Source organism: Mycobacterium sp. MMS18-G62 (assembly GCF_053877835.1).
In genome coordinates this window covers 2,411,985-2,431,198 of record NZ_CM132662.1, presented here as the reverse complement: position 1 = coordinate 2,431,198, position 19,214 = coordinate 2,411,985, and the positions used below count along the sequence as shown (strand labels likewise).

Below are 19,214 nucleotides of genomic sequence, written 5' to 3'. Positions count from 1 at the left end.
TGCTGCTATGCCGACGACGCCTGAGTTCGAAACGCTGCTCTACAAGACTGAGCCGCCGATCGCCACCATCACGCTGAACCGGCCCGAGCATCTGAACACCATCGTTCCGCCGATGCCCGACGAAATCGAAAGTGCCATCGGCGTTGCCGAACGCGACCCCGCTATCAAAGTGATCGTGTTGCGCGGTGCGGGACGCGCGTTCTCCGGCGGCTACGACTTCGGCGGCGGCTTCAAGCATTGGGGCGACGCGATGAACACCGACGGCCGTTGGGATCCCGGCAAGGACTTCGCGATGGTCAGCACCCGCGAGACCGGGCCGACACAGAAGTTCATGGCCATCTGGCGGGCCTCCAAACCCGTCATCGCTCAGGTGCACGGCTGGTGCGTTGGCGGAGCGAGCGACTACGCCCTGTGCGCAGACATCGTCATCGCAAGCGACGACGCGGTCATCGGCACGCCATACGCCCGCATGTGGGGTGCGTACCTCACCGGCATGTGGCTCTACCGGCTGAGTCTCGCCAAGGTGAAATGGCACTCGCTAACTGGCGAGCCGCTGACCGGAAAGGAAGCTGCCGCAGTCGAACTCATCAACGAATCCGTGCCGTTCGAGAACCTCGAGGCGCGCGTCAAAGAAGTCGCCGACAAGCTCGCGACCATCCCGCTTTCCCAACTGCAGGCCCAAAAACTCATCGTCAACCAGGCCTACGAGAACATGGGCCTGGCCTCCACGCAAACACTCGGCGGAATCCTCGACGGATTGATGCGCAACACTCCAGATGCACTGCAGTTCATCGACACCGCCGCCAACGACGGTGTGCGCGCAGCGATCGAACTCCGGGACGGCCCCTGGGGCGACTACAGTCAGGCGCCACCGGAGCGGCGGCCCGACCCCTCACACGTCATCGAGCCGTAGGCACCGAACGAGGCAACGCGAACGCAAGACCGAACGCTACAACGCTCAGCACGGCGCTGGCGCCCATCGCCATCGTCGCGCTGTGGCCGAATGCCACGGCTACAGCGTCAGGCCCGGGTTTGACGTGCAACGTGCCGAACAGCACCGTGCCGATGATCGCGATGCCGATTGCGCTGCCGATGCGCTGCATCGTCCCGATCACGCCACTGGCCGCGCCCGCGTCACGGCGCTCCACCGTCGCGACGATGAAGTCGGCGTTCGGCGCTATGAACAAGCCACTACCGACACCGGCGACAAGCAACGGTGCAAGCAATTCCCGGCCGTTGTAGCGGGCGGGCGCGCTGAGCGCGAAGATGAGCCACACAACCGTTATGCCAGCAGTGACCAGACCAAGGCCGACGATGAGTACGCTGCGGCCGAATCGCGCGGCGAGTACATCACTCTGAGAGGCACCGACGATGGTGCCGACGGCGAAGGGCATTGCGACAAGCCCGGATTGCAACGCGGTGCGGCCCAAACCGGCCTGCCACAGCAGCGCGATGGTGAAGAAGATACTTGTGAAGGCCGCGAAGTAGACCAACGCGAGCAGTACCCCGCCAGCGAAGGATGGGTGGGTGAACAATCGCGGCGGCACCAAGGGATTGCCGTTGGCGTTCTCCAGGCGCCGTTCCCATAGGCCAAACAGCACGAAAAGCGCCGCCCCTCCGGCCATCGACGCATACGTCCAGACCGGCCAGTCTTCTTGTTGGCCTTCGATCAAGGGCGTGAGCAACGCCACCAGACCCGCCGTGAGCAGAGCGAGCCCCGGCCAGTCGGCTGCGCTATCGGCGCTTTCGGCACCACCTGGGAGAAACACCACGGCCGCGGCAACGGCGACGATTCCGATCGGGAGGTTCACCCCGAAGACCAGCCGCCACCCGGATTCCGCACCGAAAGCCTGAATGATCAGACCTCCCGCCAGCGGGCCGAGCGCAGTGGAAAAGCCAATCGTCGCACCAAGAATCGCGAAGGCGCGGCCGCGCTGCGGGTCCGCGAACATCAATTGGATCAACGCTGTGATCGTGGTGAAGAAAACGCCACCCGCCAGTCCTTGGACCGCTCTTGCCGCGATCAATTGGCCGTCGTTCTGAGCCAAGCCGCACGCCAGGCTGGCGAGAGTGAACAGTGACAGACCAGTGATGAACACCCACTTGTGCCCCCACCGATCACCCACACGTCCCGCCGGAATCAGGGCAAGCCCAAACGCAAGTGCATACCCGGAGACGATCCAGGAGAGCGTGGCGTTCGATGCCCCGATACTGGTCCGGATGGTCGGTAGAGCGACATTGACGATGGTCGCGTCGAGCAGAGCCATGAATCCTCCGGCCAACAAGACGGCCAGAGCCAGCCACTTATTGCGTGATACGACAGCCCGTTTCGACGTCGCAACCGAAGCGGCCATCAAGGCCTCCTGGCGCGATAGTCGGCGATGATTTCCGGCAGCGCCGCGAGAAGGTCTCCATGCCAGGCGATTTCGGCACGCAGCCGGTCGGCGCGATGCTTCATCACCATCCGTTCACTGACACTCAGGTAGCGGTCGATCGCCGCGGCGTGGGCTTCCCATTGCTCGAGCGTGCCCGACAGCGACGCCATCCGAGCGGCGATGATCGCCGACAGATCGTCAAGGTGGTCTTCGTCGACGCGAGTCACCGCGAGGTCGAACGGGTCCGGCTTTATGACGATGTCGTGCAGTGCCCGCAATCGCAACCCGCCGAGGGCTTCGCGGCCCGCGTCGGTGATTGCCCAAACCTGCCGCTGCGGATAGGCGCCGCTTCGCTCGACGCGGACCTCTTCGATCAGCTCCTCGGCGGCGAGCCGCTTGATGGCCCCGTACAGGCTGCCGACGCTGATGTCGGTCCAGAGGGAGACGTGCTCTTCTTCGGCAAGGAGGCGCAGCTGGTGACCGTGCATGGGACCGCGCTCCTGCAGGGCGGCGAGCAGAAAGATCCGGATGGACGACACGAGACTACTCTCGCACGAGTAATCGCGCGCGTGCAACCGGCACGGACAACGCCCGCCTTAGACGCCTCGATAGTGGTCGAGCAGGGCATCGAGGTCACCGAGCGCCCGCAACGTGTCGTTTAGGTGCGTGCACGTGCTGGTGCCAACGAACTCGCCACGTATGCGGCCGCGCAGCTCCGACAGCGTCATCCCCTCGACCCGCGTCGCACTTCCGATGGCGCCAGGGCATTCCTGCCACGGCAGTACCCGCACATTCGCGGTGACCGACGATATGGTTCGCGTCGCCGTGTCCACCGAGCCCGCGACCGTGTACTCGTGCACGATCGTCTCCACGCCGTCGCCATCGACGTGGGTGTCACGAAAGTGTGCGTCGAAGGCAATCGACTCGGCGTCGACCGGAAGAAGGTCGAGCCGGCGGAACCGGCGCATGCCGTGGGCGCGCAACGGTTCGACGACGTGCATCCCATCGCCATCGGTGTCGAGCGGCGGCGCGATCGGCCCGTGCGCCGACGGAATCATGCCGTTGCGTTTGGCATACCCGACAAGCGACGCGTCCGGTGCGAAGCCAGCGCAGATTCCTGCCATGTTGTCAGCGACACCGTCCGGCAGCTTCTGCTCGATGCCCAGATTGATCGCTGCGTGCTGCACCGCATATCCCGAAACCAGCGACGCGCCGACCCAGTCGTCGAGCAGCAGGTGCAGCAGGCTGGCACGCTCGGCTTCCTCCGGAAGGAGCTTGCCGACCGTCGAGCGGAACCCAGGACCGACCCTGCTGCCCAGTAGCCGCTTAAGCCGATCGTCGCTCGGTTCAGAGGCGATGTCGTCGATGACGCGATCGGCGAGATGCGCGCGCACGCAGACCTGCCCGAGCACCTCGACGGTGTCCGGCGCGCAGGCCACCACGTCGCGCGCCCGCAAGTCGACGTCAACGTTGCCCGTACCCGCGGGATGGGTGTCGATGGTGCTCGTCCGGCGTACCGCACCGGGGACGAGCGGTGGCCACGTCCGGACGGGCCGCTGCGGCCCGACGATGTCCGTGACGAATGGCATCACAAGACGGTACTACTCGCGTCGCCGCAGTCCGCCCAGCATGGACACGACGACACCGAACACCACCAGCGCACCACCGGCGACCAGCGTTAGGTTCAGCCACAGGTGCAGGCTGCTTTCCGCGTGGTTGACCATGGCGTCGGCGACCTGACGAATATCGCCGGTCGTGCGGTCAAGCGCCTTGTTGACGTATCGCCGGGCCACCTCGACCCCCGCCCAGCCGGCGGCACCCACGAGCAGGGCCGAAACACCCAGCGCGGCAAGTGTTTTCCCGCGCGATCGGGACATCGCCAATGTCAGCAACGCGAACACACCCGTCACGATGGTCGCCCCGACACTGGCCCACGGACCCCACTTCGACAATTGACGCAACTGTCCGGGCCGCAGATTTTCCGAATCCACGGTGATCGGCACGGTCAATGTGTCGGGCACCTCGAGGTTGAGGTTTCCGAGCGTGGCCTTGAACGAGGGATCCGACAGCATCGGTGCGACGTCGAGCAACCACTCGTCTTTGGCGTTCCCGTGCTGCACCGAATCGGTGAACATCCATCGGTGCGCGATCCGATTCGCCTGCGCGAACTGGCCGGGAAAGCCCGCATTACCGGTATAGGCCGCAGCGACCTCATGGACTACATCGGCATTGAGGGCATAGCCCTTGTTAGCGGCCAACGACGTGATCTGCGTCGTGAGTTCGTTGGCCATCGCCTGCTGCAGCTTCGGGTCCTTCGCGGCCGACGAGGCGAAGGCCGAATACCCGTTCTCGTCGACGATCGTCTTCTGCGCCCACATCGCCGGTACCGCCACCGCCAGTGCGGCCGTGGTGACGAGCCACAGGAACACGGTCGCCACGAACCGCACGCATCCTCCTTCGCGACGGGACGCGCGGCCTAGTCGTTAAGCGCGCGCCCCACGATGAGGGGATCCGGCCTGCCGACCACCTCATGGTCCTTGTTGTCGTAGTCGAACCTACTCAACACGTACCGCATCGCGTTCACGCGCGCCCGCTTCTTGTCGTTGCTCTTGACGACCATCCACGGCGCGATCTCGGTGTCCGTCCACGCGAACATGTCTTCCTTGGCCGCGGTATAGGCGTCCCATTTGTCGAGCGAAGCCATGTCGGTCGGCGACAGTTTCCACTGCCGGACCGGATCGACATGACGAATGGTGAAGCGGGTGCGCTGCTCCGACGGCGACACCGAAAACCACAGCTTGGTCAGGCTGATGCCGTCGTTGACCAGCATCTGCTCGAAAAGCGGTACTTGGCGGATGAATTCAGCGTGCTGCTTCGGCGTGCAAAAACCCATCACCCGCTCCACACCGGCGCGGTTGTACCAGGACCGGTCGAACATCACGATTTCACCGTGTGCAGGCAGGTGGTGAACATAGCGCTGGAAATACCACTGGGTGCGTTCGCGATCGGTCGGCTTCTCCAAGGCGACGACGCGCGCGCCGCGCGGGTTGAGGTGTTCCATGAAGCGCTTGATGGTGCCGCCCTTGCCCGCAGCGTCGCGGCCTTCGAACACGATGACGTGCCGGTGGCCGTTGGCCTGACTCCACTTCTGCAGCTTCAGCAATTCGATCTGCAGCAGCCGTTTCTGCTCCTCGTACGCCTCGCGCTTCATCCGCTCGTCGTACGGGTAATTCTCACGCCAGGTGTCGACGGGAATGCCGTTGGCGTCCAGGAGGATCGGGTCGTCATCGTCGTCGTCATGCACGACGTAGCTGTGCGAATCCAGAATCACGTGCCGAAAGTATCGACACGCGTAGACGTCCAGGTGAAGCGCGAGTGAACGCGCGGTGCCTACTTAGCTGCGCGGCGCGGCGTGACCAGCGCCAAGCGGGTCATCAGCTTGTTCATCCGCTTGAGCGCCTTGAGCGAATTGTTGTAGTAGACGCCTCCGGCGCCGACGTGGGTGCGCGGCGCGACGACCGCCTCTTGACGGCAGTACTTACGCAACCCGTCCGCCCCGCCGAAGCGCGCACCCAAACCCGACGTCTTCCAGCCGCCCATCGGCGCCGTGGTGCACATCAGGTTCGAGATCACGTCGTTGACGTTGACGGCGCCACAATCCAGTTGGACCGCAACGGCTTTCGCACGGTCGACGTCCTTGGAGAACACTGCTGCGCTGAGGCCGTACGGGCTGTCGTTGGCCAGCCGGATCGCCTCGTCGACGCTGCCCACCTTCATGATCGGCAGCGTGGGCCCGAACGTCTCCTCGGTCATGCATGCCATCGAATGGTCGACGTCGACCAGCACGGTCGGCGGGTAGAAGCTGCCGGGACCCTGCGGGCGCTTGCCACCGGTCAGCACCTTGGCCCCCTTGGCCGTTGCGTCGGCGACGTGCCGCTCGGTCACCGCGACCTGGCTGTCATCGATCAGCGAGCCGACGTCGTACCCGTCGCCGGCGCCCAGCTTCAGGTTGTTGACGTCGCGCACCACGGCGGCGACGAATTGGTCGTATACGGATTCGAGGACATACACGCGCTCGACCGACACGCACGTCTGGCCGGCGTTGAACATCGCACCCCACACCGCGGCGTGTGCGGCCAGGTCGATGTCGGCGTCGTCGAGCACGATCATCGGGTCCTTGCCGCCGAGTTCCAGGCTGACCGGGGTGAGCCGACGAGCCGCGCGCTCCATCACCTTGGCGCCGGTCGCACTCGAACCGGTGAACTGGATGAAGTCGGAATTGTCGATGACGGCTTCGGCCACCTCGCGGGAACCCTGAGCCAGCGCCAGCACCTCGGGCGCACCGGAGTCCAGCCAGCCGCGCATCAGCAACTCCGCGGTCAGCGGTGTGCGCTCCGACGGCTTGAGCAGCACCGCACAGCCCGCCGCCAGCGCGCCGATCGCGTCCATCAGCGCGTTGGCGACCGGGTAGTTCCACGGCGCGATGATCCCGACGACCGCACGCGGCCGGTAGTGCACCTCGACCTTCTTGATCGCCAAGAACGGCAGTGACGCCGGACGCGGTTCAGGTGCAAGCGCCTTCTCCATCGTCTTGATGTAGTACGAGGCGATCATGATCAGCAGCGGTACCTCTTGGGCCGCATCGGTGGCCGACTTGCCGGTCTCCTTGATCAGCAGCGACTCGATCTCGTCGCGATGCTCGCCCAGCCACACCGCGTAGCGCGCCAGTACCTTGGCGCGGCCCTTGGCGCCGCGGGCCTCCCATTGGCGCTGCGCCTCCCTCAGCCCAGCCGCGATGCGCGGCACGTCGGCCGGGTCGGTCCATCGCACTGTGCCGGCCACCGCGCCGGTCGCAGGATTGCGGATGGTGCTGGTGTCGGACACATCGACTTCTGGTGTCGCCGTCATGGCCTCATGGTAACCACCGGCTGTGACGTAGATCGCACCGGGGTTGACACGTGTCAAGTCGGTTCGGTGAAGCGCGCCGCGATGCAGACGATGGCAGTCCCGAGCAGCACCGCGCCGATCGTGTCGGTGAAGTAGTGGTAGGTGACGCCCTGGCCGAGCATGCCCAACAGGCAGAAGACGACCGCGACAAGCACAGCCCACAACGCGGCACCCGCCACCAGCACCGCGATGCCGAGCACGACCACCGTCACCGTCGTGTGGCCACTCGGGTATGCCAGCGCGCCGCCGTTCTCACGGCCGAACAATCGCTTCAACAGCTCGACAGCCGCGACCGCGACCAGCGGAGCCACCACGGCCAGCGCCGCCAGCCGCCAGCGTCGCCGGTAAAGCGCCACGCCCACACAGGCCGCGAGCATGACCGTGAGCACCCACGGGTCGGTGAAGAACAGCAGCCAGTGCGCTGGACTGTGGCGGTAGCGCTGAAACCAGTCGTCAACCGCCGTGGAGCGCTTGCCGACGGCCCAGCCGAGCAAGAGCATCGCAACCAGCGCGATCGGCGGGCACCACCGAATCGCCTTCTGGCCGTTCAGGTTGCGATACCGCGCACGTAGGCCGCTTGGCCCAGGTGCTGTGCGCAGTCGTCGATGATGCTGACCAGCCGCACGCTCGCCGTCACCGGCGGATTCCAGCGCTTGTCCACGATGCGGCCCAGCTCGTCGGACGTCACCGACGCGATGTACTCCAGCGTCACCTTGTGCACCGCGTGGTAGTAGCCGGCCAACAGGTCCGCGTGTGCGCGCACCTTGCCGACGTCGTCCGTGTCGTGGCCGTAGCCGGTGTCGTCGCGCGGTAGGTCGAGGCCGAACTGGTCGACCCAGCCGTCGCGAGTCCAGACCTGCTCGGTGCCGGCGATATCGCAGAGCTGCGCATCCTGTACACGCGCGCTGTGCCAGATCAGCCACGCGATGCTGTTCGCGGTTCCGGTCGGCCGGAAGATTGCGATCTCGTCGGTCAGGCCGTCGGTCAACTCCTCGACGTGCTCGATGAGCCGGGTGAACGAGTCCCTCAGCAGTTCGCGAACCGCTGCCACATCAGAGTCAGCCATGTCTTGAACCTACCTTGGCTCGATCGCGATGCCGGGCCGTCGAACTGCAGGTCTTGCTCGCGTGGGTCACGTATCAGCGCACCTGCCTCTGGATGAGCAGCCGTTGGTACAAGCCGCCGATGGCTTCCAGGCTTGCCGTGTCAGGAACACGCGCATGCTGTACGGCGAGTTCGTCGCCCAGTTCCTCGTCGAGTGAAGCGAGGATGACCAGTACCGAAAGGGAGTCGAGATAGCCGTCGCTCATCAGATCGGTCGACGCGACGACGTCGTCTTCGGCGAAGTTGTAGAAGACACGCTCCAACAGGCGCCGCCGCAACACTTCCCACGTAGCCGCCATCGCAACGTGCCTTCAGATCTTGCCGGATTCGGGAAGATTCGCGGGCTCGACGATACGTATCAGCACGGCCGCAGCTCGCGTTCCGATCAAGGCGGCCAATGCTTTTCGCGCCCGCGCTTCGATATCGCCGCCGCCTTGGGTAAGCACCCGGATCGAAGGCTGCTGCCCGTAAACCGTGTGATCCGCCGCCGACACACCGACGTCCAGGACACCGTCCACACCGCGGACAACGTCGCCCAGGTCGGCAAGCCTCACGCGGGTGCCGAGGAAGTTGATGTCGGCGGCGGCGCGGCCGTCGACATACAGATCGCCGGTCGGCGACAGGTGCCCAATGTCACCGGTCGGCCACCATGCCGGCATGGGCCGGACGGTCCCGTCGCCCGCAATGTAGGACGCCATCTGGTACGGGGTTTGCACCTCAATCGAGTTCTCTTGAGCGATACGGATTTTCACCCCCGGCAACGGCACACCCACGTTGCCTTCGCGGAAGTCCGAGATCGGGTACCTGCCGATCGCGATACGCGGGCCCATCTCGGCTTGACCGTACATGTTGACGATCGTGGCGTTCGGAAACGACGTGTACAGATGGTCGACCATGTTCCGGGTGAGCCTGCCGCCCGCGAATATCAGCTCGATCGGATTGTCAAACGAAAAGCCCTTGTGCGCGAGCATGTATGACTGATGCGGGAGAAGATACACCGACGAGTTGGGCCGCAACTCATGGCGGAACTGTTCCCACGAGTCCAACGAGATCGGCGCGCGCTTCATCGTCACCGGCACACCCGCCGACAGATGGCTGTGCATGATCGACAGGCCGTACGCCAGGCGCGGATTCACCAGGGACACATACGCTTCGCGTTGCGCCGTCAGCGGCAAGGACTTGGCGATCGCCGTCGCGCACTCACGCAGCGTCTGCTTGCGATACCGGATCAGCTTCGGTTCGCCCGTCGTCCCCGACGACTCGATCACCAGCTCATCCGTGGCGCATCGGCCCGGTTCGAACGTCGACGCGCAATCCGTCGTGCACCAATCGGCGAGCCAGTCAGCGGATCGCAGGCAGGCGAGCCTAGGGCCGGCCGCAACGAGTATCGATGAGTCTTCGCTGAACGCGGCCAGGTAGCGCTGGACGACGACGTTCGCGTCGGGCTCGGCGTGCGCGACCACCGACGCGCTGCTCACCATCCGCCTCGTCTCCTCGCTGGGCCGCCACGATGTTAGCTCGCGGCCATCAACTTTGCGGGGCTGCGCCGTGAAATACCGCCTCGACGTTGTTGCCGTCGGGGTCACGGACGAACGCGCCGAAGTAGCCGGGGTGGTACTCCGGCCACAGCCGCGGGGCGTGCAGCGACTCCGCGCCCAATTCGAGGGCGGCGTCGTAGAACGCCTTGACTTCGTCGGTGTCTTTGGCCACGAATGCGACGTGGATCTCCCGGTTGGGTCCAGCTGCGTCGCCGATGTTCATGTCGGCGATCCAGAAGGCGGGCTTGCCCTCCTTGCCATAGCCAATGGCTACCTCGAAGTCCATCTGCCGGGTGTAACCCAGCACGCCGAGCACCTTGTCGTAGAACTCCTTCGACTTGTTCCAGTCCGCGCAGTTGATTCCGAAGTGGTCGATCACGGGCTCATCCTGGCATGCGGTGGTGAGACAGTCGTACATTCAGCTAATGACGTACGACTTGGTCATCCGCAACGGCACCATCGTCGACGGCCTCGGCGGCGAACCCTATGTCGGCGATGTCGCCGTCGTTGACGGGGTGATCGCCGCGGTGGGGGCGGTCGACGGCGCCGGCGCCCAGGAGATCGATGCCACCGGACTGCTCGTCACGCCCGGGTTCATCGACCTGCACACCCACTACGACGGGCAGGCCATCTGGTCGGACCGGATGACGCCGTCGTCGGCGCACGGTGTGACGACCGCCGTGATGGGCAACTGCGGCGTCGGCTTCGCACCGTGCCGTGCCGAAGACCACGAGGTGCTGGTCGACGTGATGGCCGGCGTCGAGGACATCCCCGGTGTGGTGATGGTCGACGGCCTGCCATGGGATTGGGAGACGTTCCCCCAATACCTAGAAGCACTGGATTCGCGACACCGCGATATCGATGTCGCTGCCTACCTGCCCCACTCGCCGCTGCGCGTTTACGTGATGGGTAAGCGTGGCGCCGACCGCGAGCCGGCCACCGCCGAGGATCTGACGCGGATGCGGGAGTTGGCACGTGAGGCGATCGAAGTGGGAGCGCTGGGTTTCGCGTCGTCGCGGTTCTCGTTCCACAAGACCGCCAGCGGCGAGTTGATCCCCACCTACGACGCCGCGCAGTCCGAGATCGACGCGATCGCGGCAGGCGTCGCCGAGGGCGGCGGTGGGTTGATCCAGTTCGTTCCCGACATCGCGGCGGGTGGCTACGCCAACGTGCTGCAGGCCGTGTTCGAGGCTGCGCAGGACCACCGACTGCCGGTGACCTTCACACTCGCGACGGGCAACTCGGGCGACCCGATCTGGCCGGACGCGATCACGCTGATCGAGAAGTTCAACTCGGTCGCCACCCCGGACTCCACGATCACCGCTCAAATGTTCCCGCGCCCAATCGGTTTGGTGATCGGGCTGGAGCTGACCGGCAACCCGTTCGTGTTCTATCCAAGCTATCAGGAGATCGCGGATCTTCCGCTGGCCGAGCGGGTGGCCGAGATGCGCAAGCCCGAGGTGCGTGCCCGCATCCTCGCCGACAAGCCCGCCGAAGGCGGCCATCCGCTGCTGTACCTCGCCCAGGCGTGGAACTGGATCTTCCCGTTGACCGACAACCCCGACTACGAGCCGGACCCGTCGACGTCGATCGCCGCACGGGCCGCCGCACGGGGAGTCAGCCCGATGGAGGAGGCCTACGACCGGCTACTCGACGACGACGGCCACGCCATGCTGCTGGTGGCGATGGCCAACTTCGAGAACAACTCACTCGATACCGTCGGCAGGCTGATCCGTCGCGACGATGTGGTGCTCGGCCTCGGCGACGGCGGGGCGCATTACGGAATGATCTGCGACGCAAGCTATCCGACGTTCCTGCTTGCACACTGGGCCCGCGACCGCGCGTCTGGTCGGTTGAGCGTGCCCGACGCTGTCCGAATGATGACGTCGGCGCCGGCCCGAGTCGCCGGTCTGGCCGATCGCGGCCGGATTGCCGTGGGCTACAAGGCCGATCTGAACGTCATCGACCACGCGGGGTTGCGGCTACACAAACCGGTGATCACCCACGACCTGCCCGCCGGCGGCCGACGGCTCGATCAGACCGCGGACGGCTACCGGGCGACGATCGTGTCGGGCGAGATCATCGCCGAAAACGGCGTGCCCACCGAGGCGCGGCCGGGCCGTCTGGTGCGCGGCCGTCAACCGGCCCCGGCCTAGGCCCAAATCGAGGAGATCGCAGGAGCATTCGCGGCCAGCCCCGTCTTCGGTAGTCCGTACATCTGCTCGATGGTGGACAGCACGTTGTAGTGGCTGATGACTTCGTTGTACTGGCCCGGCTTCACGTTGGCGCCGTAAATCATCGTCGGGATCTGGTTCGCCGGACCGTTGTCGTCCTCGTCCCACGTGACGATCAGCAAGCTGTTGTTGGCCACCGCCCAGTTGGCGTACCGCGTGAGGTTGGCGGCCAACCAGCTGTCCGCCTGCTCGATGGTGCCGTCGTGCATGTCGTTGTCGAGGTTGGGGATGACGAACGACACCGTCGGCAGGCTCGCGTAGTCGGAACGGGAGTTGAACATCGAGAACGGCAATGACGTCGTCGCGGGCACGTTGGTGAAGTTCGCCCACGGCACATGCTTTCGCGCATACTTGCCCGCCGCGCACACCGGCGACCCGACGGCTGGCAGATCTTCGGAGAATCCGGCGAACGTGTACCCCGCCGCCAGCAGTTCGGAAGCGATATTCGGGGCGGCACCGGCAGCGACAGGGCAGGCATCGGATGTCAGACCGAACGTGCTGCCGGAAAACATCGCGAGGTAGTTCGGCTCACTCGGATGGGTCTCGGCGTACGACTGCGTCATCAGTGCGCCGTTGGCACTCAGCTGGTTCATGAATGGCGCGGACTTGCTGCCGATCACGTTGGCGCTGGAGTGATTCTCCTCGACAACGATGACGATGTGCGCCGGCGTCGGCATCGACTGGGCGGCGGCTTCGGGCTCGGCCAGACACGCGAGCACTGCGGCGACCGCTGCTGCGACATAAGGCCAGCGCCTCATGATGCGCAGTGTAGGAACCAAGTCTGACGGTGAGCGGTCAACCCGCCGTATCCTCACCGCATGAGCGTCAAGGTGGATCTCGACCAGCTGGCGGACGCGTTGGCCGAGTTCGCGTTCGCCTACCTGATCACGGTCGGTGACGACTATCGCGCGCACACCGTGGCGGTTGATCCGGTGCTCACCGACGGCGTTGTCGATGTCGGCCCGATCGGCAACAGCACGCGCAAGAACGTCGCCCAGCACGACGGTGTCACGCTGGTCTGGCCGCCGAAGGAGCCCGGCGGCTATTCGTTGATCGTCGACGGCCAGGGCCGCGCCTCAGATGACACGCTGAAAGTCGTGCCCAGCCGCGCGGTTCTGCATCGCGCCGCGACGCCGAACTCCCCCGCTGCCGCAACGGGTTGCCTGCACGACTGTGTGCCGATCGAACAGCAGGACTAGGTCCGAGAATCGGGCTATGGAAGACGACGAGCGCTACCGCACGGTGCTGGCGGCCGCGGCGCTTCTATACGCCAACGGGCAGTCCACCGCGATGACGCAGACGGCGGTGGCCCGGCTGAACAGCGGGTTGAGTGTAGACACCGTGCTGGTCCCGTCATGGCCCATGTTGACGCTCACCGCCGGATCATCACGCGGCACCGTGCTGACCGAACCGGTTTCGCCGACCGCCATCAACATGCGGCGGGTCGGCACGCTGATGAGAGTTATCGACCGTGCTGAGGACGGGCCGTTGGAACTGCGGACCGTCGTCCGCGCCGTCACCGATGCCGGCAGCGAAAAGAATTCCAGCACAGCTGCTTTCACTGTCGCGTGCGCGACGGGCGCTGGCGCGCTTGCCGTCATCTTCGGCGCCGCGCACCCACTGACGGTGCTGCTCGTCGCGATCGGCGCCGCCGCCGGCGGACTGTTGCGACGCTGGCTCGGCAATACCGGCGCCAGCCCGCTGGTGCAGGTCTTCGGCGCGGCGGTGATCGCCGGCGCGATCGGCGCCCTCGCCACCCACCTGAACCTCGGCGCGTCGACAGCACTGGTCGCCGTGTGTCAGGCCATGGTGCTGGTGCCGGGGCCGCACATCCTCAACGGTGCGCTCGATCTGCTCGACCTGCGGATGTCGCTTGGCCTTGCACGGGTGGGCTACGCCGCGCTTCTGCTCGCCGCGATCACCGGAGGCCTTGTGCTGGGGCTTGGCCTTGGCGGTCAGTCGCTGGCGGTGTCCGCGCCGCCCCTTGCCGCGCCGTTCTATCTCGACGTGATCGCCGCGGGCATCGCGGCGGCCTCCTACCCGGTCTACTTCTCGATGCCGTGGCGGATGATCGGTTGGCCCGTGGCGGTCGGCGCGCTCGCGCATGCCGTGCATTGGTGGGCGCTGCATGCGGGCGCCAGCGTCGCGCTCGCCGCGTTCTTGTCCTGCCTCCTGGCCGGGGCGATATTGGTGCCGGTGTCGCACTACATGCGTATCCCGTTCGCCGGCATCGGTTTTGCGTCTGTGGTGGCGTTGGTGCCCGGTGTGTATGTGTTCCGAACGCTGAGCGGCTTCGCGCAGTTCGCAGGCCATCCATCGCCTGCCCTGCTGAGCGCCGCGTCGTCGGATCTGATCGTCGCGTCGATCACCGTGACCGGCATGGCGATCGGCCTGGCGCTGCCGATGCACTTCTTCGGCAGCGCGCTGTCCTGGCGCTAGACGAGCGTGCCCGTCAGCGCACTGCGCTGTCGCGTTTGAGGGCGGGGTGCTGGCTGGCCAGCACCTTCAGCAACACCTTTCGCGGCAACAGCTGCATCACTCGGGTGCTGATCTGATTCGGCAGACCGGCAATGACACTGCCGCGGTCGTCAACCAGCGCGTCGATGCCGATCTTGGCCACCGCCCGTGACGGCATCCACATGAACTTCGGGAAGGCGTTGGCGAACTCGCGTTCGTCCATGCCTGCAGCACTGAGGAATTCGGTGCGCACCGGGCCGGGATGCAGAACCGCGACAGTGACACCGGTGCCGGCCAGTTCGACGCGCAACCCTTCGGTGAAGATGCCGACGAACGCCTTGGTGCCTGCGTACCCGGACTGTCCAGGGAAGGGCTGAAAACCCGCGGTCGAGCCGACGTTGAGGATGGCACCGGTGCGCCGCGGCACCATCTGCTGCACGGCGCGCGTCGTCAGATCGATAACGGCCTCGACGTTGACCCGCACCTGGGCGATCTCATCGGCCACCGGTGCGGTCGCGACGGCGCCCACGACCCCGATACCGGCGTTGTTGATCAGAATGTCGGCGGTCAGGCCGCGGCGCTCTACCTCGTCGAACAGTGCCGCCCGGGCAGCGGGATCGGCGACATCGCAAGCGATCACCTCGACGCGGACGGCGCCACCGAGTTCGGCGGCGAGCTCGCGCAGCCGGTCCTCGCGGCGGGCCACCAGGGTGACGCCGTGGCCACGCGCCGCGAGCTCGCGGGCGAGGTCGGCGCCGATTCCGGAGGATGCACCGGTGATGACTGCGGTGCTGGTCGGCGATGGCGGTGGCAGCGGCATGTGGTTTCAACCTTGCGTCGGACGTGGGCGTTTTCGTTGACAACCTGTGCGCACGACGACGCTATTCCCACGCTCGGCGCGCCCGCCTAGCCGTTGGGTCCCGGCAATTGGGGCACCGTGATCGGCGGAATCGTCGGCGGCTGAATCACGGTGACGGTGCTCGTGCTCGTGCTCGGCGCGACGCTCGAAGTGGACGTGGTTTCTGACGACGAAGTCGTCTCCGTTGCGGTGGCCGGCGGAACCGGGGAGGCGGCCGTCGTGGTCACGGTCGACGTCGAGACCGACGTCGACACCGACGTGCTCGCGGCGCTCACTGGGCTGAGCACGCCGCAGGCGAGGCGCTGATCGGCGGACGCGGTACCCATGTCGGCGCTCTGGTGCAGCACGATCGACGAGCCCTCCGGGCCTTTGAGTTGGTCCAACGTGAACCCATCGGTCGTGGCGACGAGTTTGCCCGAGCCGTCCGAGCGCACGAGCAGAGGCGGTAGGTCACCGCTTGCCGGCTGGGCGGTATGCCCCGGCGCCTGGAAGTGATCGCCCGCGGACGTGAAGTCACCATCGCACTTGCCTACCGCGTGGATATGAAGCCCGTGAAAGCCGGGCGAAAGGATTCCGGTCGCGGCGGTCTGCACGGTCACGGTGGCGTAGCCGTTGCTGAAGTCGACGGTTGCATCGGCGACGTGCTTTCCGTCGGTGGTGTTCAGTTGGGTGGTCAGCGTCTGGGCGCTGGCCGACCCTGACGTGGTGGACGTGGTCGACGTCGACGGGTTGTTCGAGGACTGATTCGAACACGCGCTCACAACGGCGACCGGCGTGGCAAGCAAAGCAATGGCGGCGGTGACGTGCTTCTTCATGAAGCGCCGCGTACCCGAACGATGCGCGCAACAAACTGGGAATTCACCACGGGTGGCTTACGCTCACAGCAGACTCGTTTGTAGTCTTTTTAGTTGATTTTCTTGTCTTGCCGTTTCATGCTGGCACCATGACCGACATCGCGATCGACACTCAATACGCAACGGGCGTCTCACGGCAAAACATCGAGCAAGCACTCATCACCGCCGGATTGGACCTCGAACGTCTTGCGCCGGCGGACCTCGCACCGCTCGAGGATTTCCACACCATGGGTCGCATCGCCACCCACCAGCTGGTGGATCTACTCGGCCTCACCAGCGACCACGCGGTGCTCGACGCCGGCAGCGGTATCGGCGGCACCGCCCGTTTCGTCGCCGACAAATGCGCGTGTCGGGTGGCCGCGGTCGACCTGACCGACGAATACTGCGAGACCGCTCGTTGGCTCAATCAGCTCGTCGGGTTGGACGACCGCATTTCCGTTCGGCAGGCAGACGTCACCGCACTGCCTTTCGCCGACGCCACGTTCGACGTCGTCTTCAGCCAGCACGTTCAGATGAACGTGGCCGACAAGCCGCGACTCTACGCCGAAGCGCGCCGGGTGATGGTGGATGGCGGTCGACTTGCATTGTGGGACATCGTTTCTGGCGATGGTCGCGAACTCGACTATCCGCTGCCGTGGGCAGACCGACCCGACCGAAGCCACCTTGCCACCGCCGACGAGTTGCGTACCACTATCGAGTCGGCCGGGTTCACGATCGACCACTGGGCCGATCTCACCGCGGAGGCCGCCGCATTGATGCAGGCGCTTATGACATTGCCCACCAATCCGCTTGGGCTGCACGCGTTCGTCGCCGACTTCGGCGCCAAGGCGAAGAACCTGACGGCCGCCCTCGCCGACGGCCGGCTGCGAGCCATCCAAGGCGTCGTGCTTGCGACCTAGTCCTCGCCGAGTGTGTGCTTATGTCACGTGCCGGCGCGAAACTGCGTGCGGGTAACCCACGTTCGGCGAGTCGCTACGACAAAGGCCCGGTCCCACAAGGGACCGGGCCTCGTCATTGGCGACTTTAGAAGTCCATGCCGCCCATGCCACCGGTTGGGTCGGCCGCACCAGCGGCCGCCTTCTCCGGCTTGTCGGCGACGACCGCCTCGGTGGTCAGGAACAGCGCCGCGATGGACGCCGCGTTCTGCAGCGCCGAACGCGTCACCTTGACCGGGTCGGCCACGCCTGCCTTGAGCAGGTCCTCGTACTCACCGGTGGCGGCGTTCAGGCCGACTCCGGCGGCAGAGTTGCGGACCTTCTCAGCCACGACGCCAGGCTCCAGACCACCGTTGAACGCGATCTGCTTCAGCGGAGCCTCGAGCGCCACGCGGACGATGTTCGCGCCGGTGGCCTCGTCACCGGTGAGGTTGAGCTCCTCCAGCGCGGGAGCCGACTGCAGCAGGGCCACGCCGCCACCGGCGACGATGCCCTCCTCGACGGCCGCCTTGGCGTTGCGGACAGCGTCCTCGATGCGGTGCTTGCGCTCCTTGAGCTCCACCTCGGTGGCGGCACCGGCCTTGATCACCGCAACACCGCCGGCCAGCTTGGCCAGGCGCTCCTGCAGCTTCTCGCGGTCGTAATCGGAGTCGCTGTTCTCGATCTCGGTGCGGATCTGGGCAACACGGCCTGCGATGGCCTCGCTGTCACCAGAACCCTCGACGATGGTGGTCTCGTCCTTGGTGATGACGACCTTGCGGGCGCTACCCAGCAGCGAGACGTCGGCGGTCTCGAGGGACAGGCCGACCTCTTCGCTGATGACCTGACCACCGGTGAGGATGGCCATGTCCTGCAGCATCGCCTTGCGGCGGTCACCGAAGCCCGGGGCCTTGACGGCCACAGACTTGAAGGTGCCGCGGATCTTGTTGACGACCAGGGTGGACAGGGCCTCGCCCTCGACGTCCTCGGCGATGATCAGCAACGGCTTGCCGGACTGGATGACCTTCTCCAGCAACGGCAGCAGATCCTTGACCGTCGAGATCTTCGACGAGACGAGCAGGATGTACGGATCCTCCAGGACCGCTTCCTGACGCTCGGCGTCGGTCACGAAGTAACCCGAGATGTAGCCCTTGTCGAAGCGCATGCCCTCGGTCAGCTCGAGCTGCAGGCCGAAGGTGTTGGATTCCTCGACGGTGATGACGCCCTCGTTGCCGACCTTGTCCATGGCCTCGGCGATCAGCTCACCAATCTGGGTGTCACCGGCGGAGATAGCCGCGGTGGCCGCGATCTGCTCCTTGGTCTCGACCTCTTTGGCCGACTTCAGCAGCGTCTCGGTGATCTTCTCGACAGCCTTCTCGATGCCGCGCTTCAGGCCGAGCGGGTTGGCACCCGCCGCGACGTTGCGCAGGCCCTCGCGAACCAGCGCCTGGGCCAGAACGGTGGCGGTGGTGGTGCCGTCGCCTGCGACGTCGTCGGTCTTCTTGGCGACTTCCTTGACCAGCTCAGCGCCGATCTTCTCGTACGGGTCCTCCAGCTCGATCTCCTTGGCGATGGATACGCCATCGTTGGTGATCGTGGGGGCGCCCCACTTCTTCTCAAGGACGACGTTGCGGCCCTTGGGGCCCAGCGTCACCTTTACCGCGTCGGCGAGGCTGTTCAGGCCCCGCTCGAGGCCGCGACGGGCCTCTTCGTCGTACGCAATTGTCTTGGCCATTGCGAAGTGTTCCTCCGAAATTTGGGGATGGCACGTCTTTGGCCGGGTGCAGTGCCCGCGACGGACGGCTGGGGATGTGCTCCGCGTGTGCGGCCCCTGCCTCACCGTCCCGACCTAGCACTCACCGGTCGCGAGTGCCAACTGCATTCTTAGCACTCGACCAGGGAGAGTGCAAGGTCGTCCGGCGACGAAGGCGG

Annotated in this window: 20 protein-coding genes; 5 read left to right on the top strand and 15 right to left on the bottom strand. The window is 65.7% G+C overall.

All coding sequences use genetic code 11. The features are described from left to right. The first annotated feature begins 7 nt into the window (after nucleotides 1-7). Nucleotides 8-913: a crotonase/enoyl-CoA hydratase family protein gene (locus ACWW36_RS12115; protein WP_456141772.1), complete on the top strand. Its 906-nt coding sequence runs from the start codon at nucleotides 8-10 to the stop codon at nucleotides 911-913. On the opposite strand, the gene ACWW36_RS12110 is transcribed toward ACWW36_RS12115, so the two are convergent. From ACWW36_RS12110 to ACWW36_RS12060, 11 genes are all read right to left on the bottom strand, one after another. After that, nucleotides 900-2,354: an MFS transporter gene (locus ACWW36_RS12110; RefSeq protein ID WP_456141771.1), complete on the bottom strand. Its 1,455-nt coding sequence runs from the start codon at nucleotides 2,352-2,354 to the stop codon at nucleotides 900-902. The two genes, ACWW36_RS12115 and ACWW36_RS12110, sit on opposite strands and share 14 nt — an antisense overlap. After that, on the bottom strand, nucleotides 2,354-2,914 hold the full coding sequence (locus tag ACWW36_RS12105) for a PadR family transcriptional regulator (protein ID WP_456141770.1): 561 nt from the start codon (nucleotides 2,912-2,914) through the stop codon (nucleotides 2,354-2,356). Before ACWW36_RS12105 ends, ACWW36_RS12110 begins: the two co-directional genes overlap by 1 nt. 57 nt (nucleotides 2,915-2,971) lie before the next feature. After that, a complete protein-coding gene (locus tag ACWW36_RS12100; protein ID WP_456141769.1) occupies nucleotides 2,972-3,964 on the bottom strand; it encodes a DUF2889 domain-containing protein in 993 nt (330 codons plus the stop codon). A gap of 12 nt (nucleotides 3,965-3,976) precedes the next feature. Continuing rightward, nucleotides 3,977-4,822 carry a hypothetical protein gene (locus ACWW36_RS12095; RefSeq protein WP_456141768.1) on the bottom strand — a complete coding sequence of 282 codons (846 nt, stop codon included), beginning with the start codon at nucleotides 4,820-4,822 and terminating at the stop codon, nucleotides 3,977-3,979. A 29-nt stretch (nucleotides 4,823-4,851) separates the two neighbouring features. Next, on the bottom strand, nucleotides 4,852-5,703 hold the full coding sequence (ppk2, locus tag ACWW36_RS12090) for a polyphosphate kinase 2 (protein WP_456142458.1): 852 nt from the start codon (nucleotides 5,701-5,703) through the stop codon (nucleotides 4,852-4,854). Nucleotides 5,704-5,765: 62 nt separating this feature from the next. Further along, complete coding sequence (locus ACWW36_RS12085; protein WP_456141767.1) at nucleotides 5,766-7,283, bottom strand: aldehyde dehydrogenase family protein; 1,518 nt, start codon at nucleotides 7,281-7,283, stop codon at nucleotides 5,766-5,768. Between the two features lie 53 nt (nucleotides 7,284-7,336). Then, nucleotides 7,337-7,822: a phosphoesterase PA-phosphatase gene (locus ACWW36_RS12080; protein ID WP_456141766.1), complete on the bottom strand. Its 486-nt coding sequence runs from the start codon at nucleotides 7,820-7,822 to the stop codon at nucleotides 7,337-7,339. Nucleotides 7,823-7,869: 47 nt separating this feature from the next. Further along, complete coding sequence (locus ACWW36_RS12075; protein ID WP_456141765.1) at nucleotides 7,870-8,388, bottom strand: mycothiol transferase; 519 nt, start codon at nucleotides 8,386-8,388, stop codon at nucleotides 7,870-7,872. A 73-nt stretch (nucleotides 8,389-8,461) separates the two neighbouring features. Next, entirely contained in the window at nucleotides 8,462-8,725 is a 264-nt protein-coding gene (locus ACWW36_RS12070; protein ID WP_456141764.1) for a hypothetical protein, read from the bottom strand. A 12-nt stretch (nucleotides 8,726-8,737) separates the two neighbouring features. Next, a complete protein-coding gene (locus tag ACWW36_RS12065; RefSeq protein WP_456141763.1) occupies nucleotides 8,738-9,907 on the bottom strand; it encodes an AMP-binding protein in 1,170 nt (389 codons plus the stop codon). Nucleotides 9,908-9,953: 46 nt separating this feature from the next. After that, nucleotides 9,954-10,343, bottom strand: coding sequence for a VOC family protein (locus ACWW36_RS12060; RefSeq protein WP_456141762.1), 390 nt, complete (start codon nucleotides 10,341-10,343; stop codon nucleotides 9,954-9,956). 46 nt (nucleotides 10,344-10,389) lie between these two features. Between ACWW36_RS12060 and ACWW36_RS12055 the strand changes: the two genes are divergently transcribed. After that, nucleotides 10,390-12,120: an N-acyl-D-amino-acid deacylase family protein gene (locus ACWW36_RS12055; RefSeq protein WP_456141761.1), complete on the top strand. Its 1,731-nt coding sequence runs from the start codon at nucleotides 10,390-10,392 to the stop codon at nucleotides 12,118-12,120. Here ACWW36_RS12055 and ACWW36_RS12050 read toward each other — a convergent pair. After that, the gene (locus ACWW36_RS12050; RefSeq protein WP_456141760.1) at nucleotides 12,117-12,956 is read right to left on the bottom strand and encodes an alkaline phosphatase family protein; all 840 of its coding nucleotides are present in this window, start codon (nucleotides 12,954-12,956) and stop codon (nucleotides 12,117-12,119) included. The genes ACWW36_RS12055 and ACWW36_RS12050 overlap by 4 nt on opposite strands. 60 nt (nucleotides 12,957-13,016) lie before the next feature. Between ACWW36_RS12050 and ACWW36_RS12045 the strand changes: the two genes are divergently transcribed. Together ACWW36_RS12045 and ACWW36_RS12040 are read left to right on the top strand one after the other, a co-directional pair. Continuing rightward, nucleotides 13,017-13,397, top strand: a complete 381-nt coding sequence (locus ACWW36_RS12045; RefSeq protein ID WP_456141759.1) for a pyridoxamine 5'-phosphate oxidase family protein — start codon at nucleotides 13,017-13,019, stop codon at nucleotides 13,395-13,397. Nucleotides 13,398-13,413: 16 nt separating this feature from the next. Further along, nucleotides 13,414-14,637: a threonine/serine exporter family protein gene (locus ACWW36_RS12040; RefSeq protein ID WP_456141758.1), complete on the top strand. Its 1,224-nt coding sequence runs from the start codon at nucleotides 13,414-13,416 to the stop codon at nucleotides 14,635-14,637. Nucleotides 14,638-14,650: 13 nt separating this feature from the next. On the opposite strand, the gene ACWW36_RS12035 is transcribed toward ACWW36_RS12040, so the two are convergent. Together ACWW36_RS12035 and ACWW36_RS12030 are read right to left on the bottom strand one after the other, a co-directional pair. Further along, nucleotides 14,651-15,475: an SDR family NAD(P)-dependent oxidoreductase gene (locus ACWW36_RS12035; protein WP_456141757.1), complete on the bottom strand. Its 825-nt coding sequence runs from the start codon at nucleotides 15,473-15,475 to the stop codon at nucleotides 14,651-14,653. An 86-nt stretch (nucleotides 15,476-15,561) separates the two neighbouring features. Further along, on the bottom strand, nucleotides 15,562-16,329 hold the full coding sequence (locus tag ACWW36_RS12030; RefSeq protein WP_456141756.1) for a superoxide dismutase family protein: 768 nt from the start codon (nucleotides 16,327-16,329) through the stop codon (nucleotides 15,562-15,564). Nucleotides 16,330-16,457: 128 nt separating this feature from the next. On the opposite strand from ACWW36_RS12030, the gene ACWW36_RS12025 reads away from it, so the two are divergent. Next, nucleotides 16,458-17,267, top strand: a complete 810-nt coding sequence (locus ACWW36_RS12025) for a class I SAM-dependent methyltransferase (RefSeq protein WP_456141755.1) — start codon at nucleotides 16,458-16,460, stop codon at nucleotides 17,265-17,267. A 124-nt stretch (nucleotides 17,268-17,391) separates the two neighbouring features. On the opposite strand, the gene groL is transcribed toward ACWW36_RS12025, so the two are convergent. Continuing rightward, nucleotides 17,392-19,017 (bottom strand): chaperonin GroEL, encoded by a 1,626-nt coding sequence (gene groL / locus ACWW36_RS12020; RefSeq protein WP_456141754.1) that lies wholly within the window; start codon nucleotides 19,015-19,017, stop codon nucleotides 17,392-17,394. Between the last annotated feature and the right edge of the window lie 197 nt (nucleotides 19,018-19,214).